Genomic DNA, 8,774 nt, shown 5'->3' on the forward strand with positions numbered 1-8,774 from the left:
AGGCCCGCGAATACGACGAGCGCAATTTTTTCACGTGAGATAACCGACATAGTAAGAGCCATTATAGCGCGTCGAGCTACGGTAACTGCAACGATAGGCAACCGACAGAATATGCACAGCCAACCGGATACCGGGGTGCCCACGCAACCCGGACAACTCCATACCCTGCCTCAGCGCAAGGCCGGAAACCAAAGGCGCCTCTTCGGGGCGACAGGTCAAACCAGCTTCTCGTAGGCGATGCGATCGGGCGTTGCCTCCTCAGCATGGGCAATGTAGATGGTGCCGCACTGCGCATAGCCGCGCTTCTCCAACAGCCGACGCATGGGAGCGTTCCCCGGATGAGTATCGATGCGCACGCTGGCGCACCCCTGCTCGTGCGTCAGGCGTTCGGCGTTGTCCAGCAAAAGCGAGGCCATGCCGCACCCCCGGCAAGCGTCCGAGACGGCCACCCGGTGCACCACCCCGTAGCACAGATCGCCCGACGCGCACCCGGTCAACCACGTGCCCCCTTCGATACGATCGTAGTCGCGTTCTCCCGCAAAGCCCACCATAGCCGTTGCCATGACGATGCCACCATCGTCTACCGCCACATAAGAGTCACCGCGCTCGACATCCCCCTCAATGGCGTCGCGATGGGGATAGCCTCCCTGCCACTGGTCGATGCCGATGGCGGCAAGCGAGCGGCGTCCGTCTGCCAGAATATCCATGATGCGGTCGATATCCGACACGCAGGTCTTGCGAAATTGCACGGGCGTTCACTTTCTCTCGATCTTGAAACGAAGGGGGTCGCCCGAAGCAGCACCGAGAAGATACCTTGGGGCGGAAAAGCAAGAGGGTCGAGCGGGTCGCCATCGAGCGGCCAGGTGGAGCTACCACATACGCTCGAAGGCGGTTCTTCGTCTTGCGCGACCGAACCGATCGAACAAGGTGATCCCACCACAGGGAGTGAATCCGAACGACACCAGCAAGGCCCTCATGGCGTCGTTGCCCTCGTAAGCGTCGCACCGCACGCTGGCCTTCTCTGCAGCCTTCGCCAAGCGGTCGGCTTCACCCAGGATGAACATGCCCACGCCACGACGACGAGCTTCGGCAGCGACCGTCACCCAGTGCAGCGCCGCGTAGGTTGTGTGCTCGGGTGGTTCAGGAGAGGCGGAAAGCCACGAAGCGCCCATCGCGTGGGCGTAGACCTCGTCGCCATTCGGGTCGAGGGCGAACACGCCGATGATGCGCTCGTTCGCATCTTGTGCAGCACCGTCATCCCTGCCGGCGAGCGTCACAACGTAGGCGGTCTTCCTATCGATGGCGCGCATGACCCGCCGCTCGGAAGGATAGGTCTTGGAGCCCTTCTCGTCTACGCCTGCGGCGGCGAGCGCCTCATGTCCATCGGCCAGTATCTCTTGGAAACGCACGAAGTCGTCGTGCATGGCGGGACGCGCCCGGTAATATCCGAGAAGCGACGCTCGGCCTTCGAAAGGCGGCAGGTCGTCCGTCGATCCCTCGTAGGCATCGGCCGGCTGCTTGGAAGCCTCGCCACGCTGCGTCACCAGCACCATCATGACCATGATCATGATCATGCCCAGGATATCGACCGGCAAGACAGGCGTACCCAGCCACACCGCGGATATGACCGTAGCGGACACCGGCTCGACGCAGCCCACCAGGCCAGCGCGTACCGGACCGGCATCGGTGATGCCTTGTAGGTAGAACAGGTAGGCCAAGAACGTGCCGATGATGACCATAGCCACCATGACGCCTGCAAGCTGGGGCGTGACGTCCACGGGGATGTTCCACGGCTGCACGAACACCGTAGCAACGGTGCCGCCGAGCAACATGGCTAGGCCGGTGACGATGAAGCTGCCCCATTTCTCCAGCGCCTTGCCGGGAATGAGCGTATAGCATGCCAGAGCGAACGCCGAAACGATGCCCCAGAACAGTCCTTCGGCAGGGATGGCCAGCGCGCCGAAATTGCCCTTCGTTGCGATGAGGAAGGTGCCCCCGATAGCCATCACCAGCCCCACGGCCTCGCGCAGCGACGGCCTCCGCCGAGCGCGCAGGCACACGTACAGCATGATGACGATGAGGCCCAGGCGCTCAAGTACCGTGCCGGTACCGGCGTTGGTGAACGAGATGGAAGAAAGATAGCTTACCTGCGTGAGCAACACACCGAAGAGGGAGAATGCGGCGATGCGCAAAAGCGAGCGCTTGTCGCGCATGACGGCGCGCAAGCTGCGCCAGTTCTTGACCAGACAAGCGACCAGGAAAATCGCCGCGCCCATCAGAAGGCGCACGCAGGTGATCCACGCCACGGGGGCACCCAGTTCGCTGGTGAGGAGCTGGGCGCAGGTGCCTGAGAAGCCCCAGCAAATACCGCCGAGCGCCGCAAAGACGATGCCCCGCGCCACGTGGTTCCTGCGAGGAGCCGCCTCTTTTGTTGCCGCTGCTGCCATCCTGCCCCCCTTCCCCCCTGAACAAGGGGCCGCGGCCCCTGTGAAATCGCACTGCGAATTGTCGCACGGAAGCGCATCTCGGTAAAGAGGTTTTCAGCAGGCTTTTACATGGTTTTGAAGCTACGTCCACCCACCATTGCGGCAACGACCGGTCAGAGCATGCGCTCGTAGGCAAGGCGAGCCTTCTTGCGCCCAAACACGTCCTTAATAACGATAGTGCCGCAGCGGGTGTATCCATGCTTTTCGAGCATGTTCTGGATAGGCACGTTTTGAGGATAGACATCGGCTCGGATGCTGGTGCGGCCCCCGCGGCTAGCAATGCGGTCGGCTGTTTCCAGGATGAACACGCCCACGCCACGGCGCCGCGCCTCATAGGCCACCGCAATCCAGTGAACCTCCGCATAGGGCTGCGGCTGGGCGCTGGTATCGGTGAGCCAGGTGCCGTCGATGGCAGAATCGTAGTTCTTGTCGGGCGAGAACGACACCGCGAACACGGCTATCATATGGCCTTGCGCATCTTCGACCACCTGCGTGGTGCCGTTCTTGATGCTGTGCATGAGACGGCGCGCAGACGGGTACTTCTTGCGCCCCTCGTCGATACCGAGCGCGGCGAACGTCTCGTGCCCCGCATCGAGCAGCTTCTCGACCTGGCCGAAATCCTCGCGTACGGCAGGGCGGCTGGTGTAGTAGCCCAGCACCGAGGCGCGCCCGGCGAATAGGGGCGGATCGTCATAGCCGGCCGCCGCTGCGGCACCCGCCGACAGCATCTCCCCCTCACCAGCCAAAACGGCAGCGAGCTTCGGCTCGCGCTCCGACACCAGGAAGATCATGACCACGATCATGGCGCATCCTGCGATGTCCCACAGCGAGACGGGCGTCTGTAGCCAGAACAGAGCAAGGACCATGGCAGACACCGGTTCGACGCAGCACAGCAAGCTCGCCTTCACAGGCCCGGCATCGGCAACGCCCTGCAAGTACAGCATGTAGGCACCCAGCGTGCCCACCAGCACGATAGCGACCAAGGCCGCCAAGGCGCCGCCAGAAAGCTGAACCGGAATGCTCCACGGCTGCACCACAATCGAGGCAGCCGAACCACCGAACAGCATGGCAAGCCCCGTGACCAGCATCGCGCCCCACTTCTTCAGCACGCGCACCGGCATAAGCGTGTAAAAGGCCAGCGCCACCGCCGACACCAGGCCCCAGGATAGGCCTTCGGCGGGAATGGCCAGACGGCCAATCTCGCCTTGCGTGGCAATAAGCACCATGCCGCCTAAGGCAAACGCCAAGCCCAGCGCCTCGCGCAGCCGAGGTAGCCGCCGCGCACGCAGGCACACGTACAGCATGATAAGCACCAGACCCACCTGCTCGATGGTGGTGCCCACGCCTGCGCTGGTATGCTTGATGGCGTTCAAATAGCTCATCTGGGTCAACAGCACGCCGAAAAGGGCGAAGAGCGCTATCTGGAGAAGTGATCGGCGATCGCGAAACACGGCCACGAGGTCGCGCCAGTTGCGCATCGCCGTCATGAAGAGGAAGAACACAGCGGCGATAACCATGCGCACGCAGGTGATCCACTCGGCCGGCGCACCATAGTCGTTCATAAGCAGTTGGGCGCAGGTTCCCGAAAACCCCCAGCATATGCCGCCCGCCAACGCACAGACGATGCCGCGCATCACATGCGGGCTCCCCTCCGATTCAACCACGATCCCCGCTTCCTTCCGAGCGCAACGATGCGGCGCGCAGCGCCGCATCGTCTAATCGTTTCCTAGAGGCCCTCAGGCCGAGAGGGCATTGTCGCACGCATCCTTGCATCGGTAAAGACGCGTACCGTAAGATTACGGCAAACTCCCGCAAGCAGGCCGCTATGACAGCATGCGCTTCACGAAGGCGCCGGTGTAGCTGCCCTCGACCTCGGCCACCTGTTCGGGGGTTCCTTGCGCCACGATGGCGCCGCCGCGGTCGCCACCTTCGGGTCCCAAGTCGATGATGCGGTCGGCGCACTTGATCACGTCCAGGTTGTGCTCGATGACCAGCACCGTGTTGCCCGCATCCACCAGGCGCTCCAGCACGATGAGCAGCTGGCGCACGTCCTCGAAGTGCAGGCCCGTGGTAGGCTCGTCGAGGATGTAGAACGTCTTGCCGGTCTGGCGGCGCTGCAGTTCGCTGGACAGCTTCACGCGCTGCGCCTCGCCGCCCGAGAGCGTCGTGGCGGGCTGGCCCAGGCGGATGTAGCCGAGGCCCACGTCGAAGAGCGTCTGCAGCTTGCGCTTGATGCCAGGGATGTTCTCGAAGAACGCAAGCGCGTCTTCCACGGTCATGTCCAGCACGTCGGCGATGTTCTTGCCACGGTAGGTCACCTGTAGCGTCTCGCGGTTGTAGCGCTTGCCGCCGCACACCTCGCACGGCACGTAGATGTCGGGCAAAAAGTGCATCTCGATCTTGATCTGGCCGTCGCCCTTACAGGCCTCGCAGCGCCCGCCGTTCACGTTGAACGAGAAGCGTCCCGGCCCATAGCCGCGCGCCTTGGACTCCTGCGTGGAGGAGAACAGGGCGCGGATATCGTCCCACAGGCCGATATAGGTAGCGGCGTTCGAGCGCGGCGTGCGCCCGATGGGACTCTGGTCGATGTTGATAACCTTGTCGATCTTGTCGAGCCCCGTGATCTTGCGGTAAGCGCCGCTGCGGCGATGCGCATGGTTCACGCGGTTCGCGAGCGCCGGCGCCAGGGTGTCGGTGACCAGCGAGCTCTTGCCCGAACCCGACACACCCGTGACCACGGTGAGCGTGCCGAAGGGCACCTCAAGCGTAAGGTTCTTCAGGTTGTTCTCGGTGGCACCGGTGAGCTTGAGCGTGCCGCGGCGCGGGTTGCGGCGCTTGGCGGGCACCTCGATGGCGCGACGGCCAGACAGGTAGTCGGCGGTCAGTGATCCTTCCGCCGCCATGATCTCGTCGGGCGTGCCGATGGCCACGATCTCGCCGCCGTGCTCGCCGGCACCCGGCCCCATGTCCACCACGAAGTCGGCGCTGCGGATGGTGTCCTCATCGTGCTCGACCACGATGACCGTGTTGCCCAGGTCGCGCAGGCGCTCGAGCGTCGCGATGAGGCGCTCGTTGTCGCGTTGGTGCAAGCCAATGGAGGGCTCGTCCAAAATGTAGAGCACGCCCATGAGGCCCGCGCCGATTTGCGTGGCCAGGCGGATGCGCTGCGCCTCGCCGCCCGAGAGCGTCGCGGTGGCACGTTCGAGCGTGAGGTAGTCCAGGCCCACGTCCACGAGGAACTTGAGGCGTGCCTTGATCTCCTTCACGATGGGACCGGCGATGTGCTCGTCCTGGCCCTGAAAGACCAGGGCGTCGAAGTAGGCCAACGAGTCCGCGGCGCTCATCTCGGTCACGTCGAAGATGGACTCGTCCCCCACCGTTACGGCCAGGATCTCGGGCTTCAGGCGCTTGCCGCCGCAGGTCTGGCAGGGCACGATGGCGAAGTACTCGCCCAGTTTCTCACGCTGGTTGTCGCTCTGCGCTTCCTGGTAGCGGCGTTGCACCGCGGACAGCGCGCCCTCCCATTCGATGTACCAGTACGTCTCGCGGCCGTCCACCGTGACGTAGTCCACGCGCACTTTCGTGTCGCCTAGGCCATGCAGCAACGCATCCTGCGCCTTTTTCGGCATGTCCTCCCACGGGGTGTCGGTCGTCGTACCCACGTGCTTGGCAACGGCGCGCAGCACCTGCGGGTAGTAATTGCCGGTCTTGAACGGAGCGATGACACCGGTATCGAGCGTAAGCGACGGATCGGGCACCACCAGCGAGGCATCAACCTCCTCGCGGCTGCCGATGCCGAGGCAGTCCGGACAGGCACCGTAGGGAGCGTTGAAGGAGAAGTCGCGCGGCTGCAGCTCGTCCATGGAGTGCCCATGCTCCGGACAGGCAAGCGCCAGCGAGAAGATATGCTCCCCCGCACCCAAACCGCCCGTAGCGCCGCTGGACTTGCCGCCGCCCTCTCCAAGCGGGTTGCCCTGCGAATCGAGCACCTGCACAAGCACGCGGCCCTCGGCGAGCTTGCAGGCCAGCTCAACGCCTTCGGCGATGCGGCTCGTAGCGCTCTCTTTGAGCTGCACGCGATCCACCACCACGTCGATGAAGTGCTTGATCTTCTTGTTGAGCGTAAGCGGCTCGCCTTCGAGCTTCACGATCTCGCCGTCGATGCGAACACGGCTGAAGCCCTCTTTCTGCAAGTCGGCGAACAGCTTCGTGAACTCGCCTTTACGACCCGCAACCACCGGGGCCATGATGATGGCCTTGGCATCGGGCGCCAGCGACAGAATGTCGTCGGTCACCTGGTCGGTGGTCTGTTTGCGGATAACGCGTCCGCACTCCGGGCAGTGCGGCACCCCTACGCGCGCGAACAGCAGGCGCAGATAATCGTATATCTCGGTGGTGGTGCCCACCGTGGAGCGAGGATTCTTGCTCGTGGTCTTCTGGTCGATGGACACCGCCGGCGACAGGCCGTCGATGCTGTCCAGATCGGGCTTACTCATCTGGCCCAAGAACATGCGGGCGTAGCTGGAGAGGCTCTCCACGTAGCGACGCTGTCCTTCGGCGTACATCGTGTCGAAGGCAAGGCTCGATTTACCTGAGCCGGAAAGGCCCGTGATGACCACGAGTTCGTCGCGCGGTATGGTAAGGTCGATGTTCTTGAGGTTGTGCTCGCGGGCACCTTTTATGACAATGGCGTTCTGTCCCATGTGCGTATACGCTCTTTCTCGATCGCGACCGTGGCGGCGGCACGCGCCCCGCACTGCTTCGGGACGCAAAGTATGGTTACTGGAAAACTATCATATCCATGCAATCGTCCATTCTAGCGCAGCGCAGCCAAAGTAAAGGTAAAAACATTTGTTCGTGTAGAAGCATCCAAAGTTTGATCACAATTTGTTCGATAACGAAGGGAGCGGGGTGCCTTCGAGGAAGGGTGCGCTGGTCTCCAAATACTGAAACGAGGTTCTCTCCATGGAGAAGTCGTCGATGGTCAGCGGAATGCCCGCATACGATGGCGCTGAATAGCGAGCGAGTGCTGAGCACGATCGCATCGAAGCCCTCGCCGCCCGGTTCGGGCACTGTACCCCAAACCGCCCCGTATGCACCGCAGGCGAAAGCGAAAAGATAGACGTGAGGACCGAGCTTCTCGTATCGCAACGAGTAATCACGGCCAACCTAAATACTTCGACGAGAAAACATCAATGACAGGTGCGCCGAAAATCCTTCGAAGCGGGAGAATCACAGAAGCTCACCACTGTGCCCACAAGGTACGCTCCAGCCTTTTCAAGCTGATCAACCGCTTGCTTAACACTGCTTCGCCTAACAAAACGCTGCCGAACCACCATGATCGTCGCATCCACCCTCGAAGACACTACCGCAGCGTCAACGAACGCCCCCACAGGCGGCGTATCGATAATCACCCGGTCATAAGCGTGCTCGGCAGCGGACAGCAACCTTCCAAATCCCATCGAATCAAGCAGGTCCGAAGGATTCGGCGTCTCGTGTTCCGCGTCGAGGAACCACAGATTGCGCTGTCCCGTCTGTACGGCAGCCTGCTCAAGCTTAGCATCGCCGAGCACAACGGCACCTAAACCTACCGGAGGGCGAATGCCAAGCCTTCCCGCAAGCGACCGGCGACGCAGATCGCACTCCACGATAAGCGTCCTCTTTCCCGATGCAGCCATGGTATGGGCCAAGCCCACTGCAACGTCGGTTTTCCCCTCGTTGGGCACAGAGCTAGTAATGACAAGGGAACGTAAGGGCTTGTCGAGGCTCATGAAGTTAAGGTTCGCGTGAAGCGTGTCCATTGCGTCGTTCCATGTGGGAGCAACCCGACGTTGTCGACCCTCCACTCTTTTCGTTCCAGTCATGACACCCTCGATCCCATACTCTGTCCATGAGCGCTGCCACCATCCGATCGCAGCCTCGCCCCAAACCGTCCCGTAATGTTCACTCCACATCTTCCTAACGGCTTCATATATGAAGCCGTTAGGAAGATTATACCGAATAACCTAGTATAATGACTGGAGAAGAAAAAAGAGTACGTCTAGGTGCCGCGATACGCGTGAAGCGCGAAGAGCAGGGCATTTCGCAACATCGGCTCGCCCTTATGGTAGGCAGCAGCAAATCGCATATTTGGCGCATTGAAACCGGCCGAGTAAGCGTCGGCTTGGATGACCTTGGACGTATTGCGGATGCCCTCGACATCGAGGTGCGCAGTCTGTTCACCTTTTGAATCAAGAAAAAACTACCCGCAAGAACCGCAAGCTGTGCCGCATGGACCTTGCGGTAAGC

6 protein-coding genes are annotated in these 8,774 nt (G+C 62.0%); 1 reads left to right on the top strand and 5 read right to left on the bottom strand.

Annotated elements, in window-relative coordinates; genetic code table 11:
- Positions 1–215 precede the first annotated feature (215 nt).
- The 5 genes from RR842_RS09690 to RR842_RS09710 form a co-directional block, all read right to left on the bottom strand.
- On the bottom strand, positions 216–749 hold the full coding sequence (locus tag RR842_RS09690) for a GNAT family N-acetyltransferase (protein WP_332511983.1): 534 nt from the start codon (positions 747–749) through the stop codon (positions 216–218).
- A 120-nt stretch (positions 750–869) separates the two neighbouring features.
- Positions 870–2,447: an EamA family transporter gene (locus RR842_RS09695; protein WP_332553685.1), complete on the bottom strand. Its 1,578-nt coding sequence runs from the start codon at positions 2,445–2,447 to the stop codon at positions 870–872.
- Between the two features lie 152 nt (positions 2,448–2,599).
- Positions 2,600–4,150 (bottom strand): GNAT family N-acetyltransferase, encoded by a 1,551-nt coding sequence (locus tag RR842_RS09700; RefSeq protein WP_332722209.1) that lies wholly within the window; start codon positions 4,148–4,150, stop codon positions 2,600–2,602.
- Between the two features lie 159 nt (positions 4,151–4,309).
- Entirely contained in the window at positions 4,310–7,189 is a 2,880-nt protein-coding gene (gene uvrA / locus RR842_RS09705) for an excinuclease ABC subunit UvrA (RefSeq protein WP_332511978.1), read from the bottom strand.
- Positions 7,190–7,678: 489 nt separating this feature from the next.
- Complete coding sequence (locus RR842_RS09710; RefSeq protein ID WP_332511977.1) at positions 7,679–8,287, bottom strand: CpsD/CapB family tyrosine-protein kinase; 609 nt, start codon at positions 8,285–8,287, stop codon at positions 7,679–7,681.
- 212 nt (positions 8,288–8,499) lie between these two features.
- Between RR842_RS09710 and RR842_RS09715 the strand changes: the two genes are divergently transcribed.
- Positions 8,500–8,715 carry a helix-turn-helix transcriptional regulator gene (locus tag RR842_RS09715; protein ID WP_332511975.1) on the top strand — a complete coding sequence of 72 codons (216 nt, stop codon included), beginning with the start codon at positions 8,500–8,502 and terminating at the stop codon, positions 8,713–8,715.
- The last annotated feature ends 59 nt before the right edge of the window (positions 8,716–8,774 follow it).

The organism is Gordonibacter sp., assembly GCF_036667095.1.
Taxonomy (GTDB): Bacteria; Actinomycetota; Coriobacteriia; order Coriobacteriales; family Eggerthellaceae; genus Gordonibacter.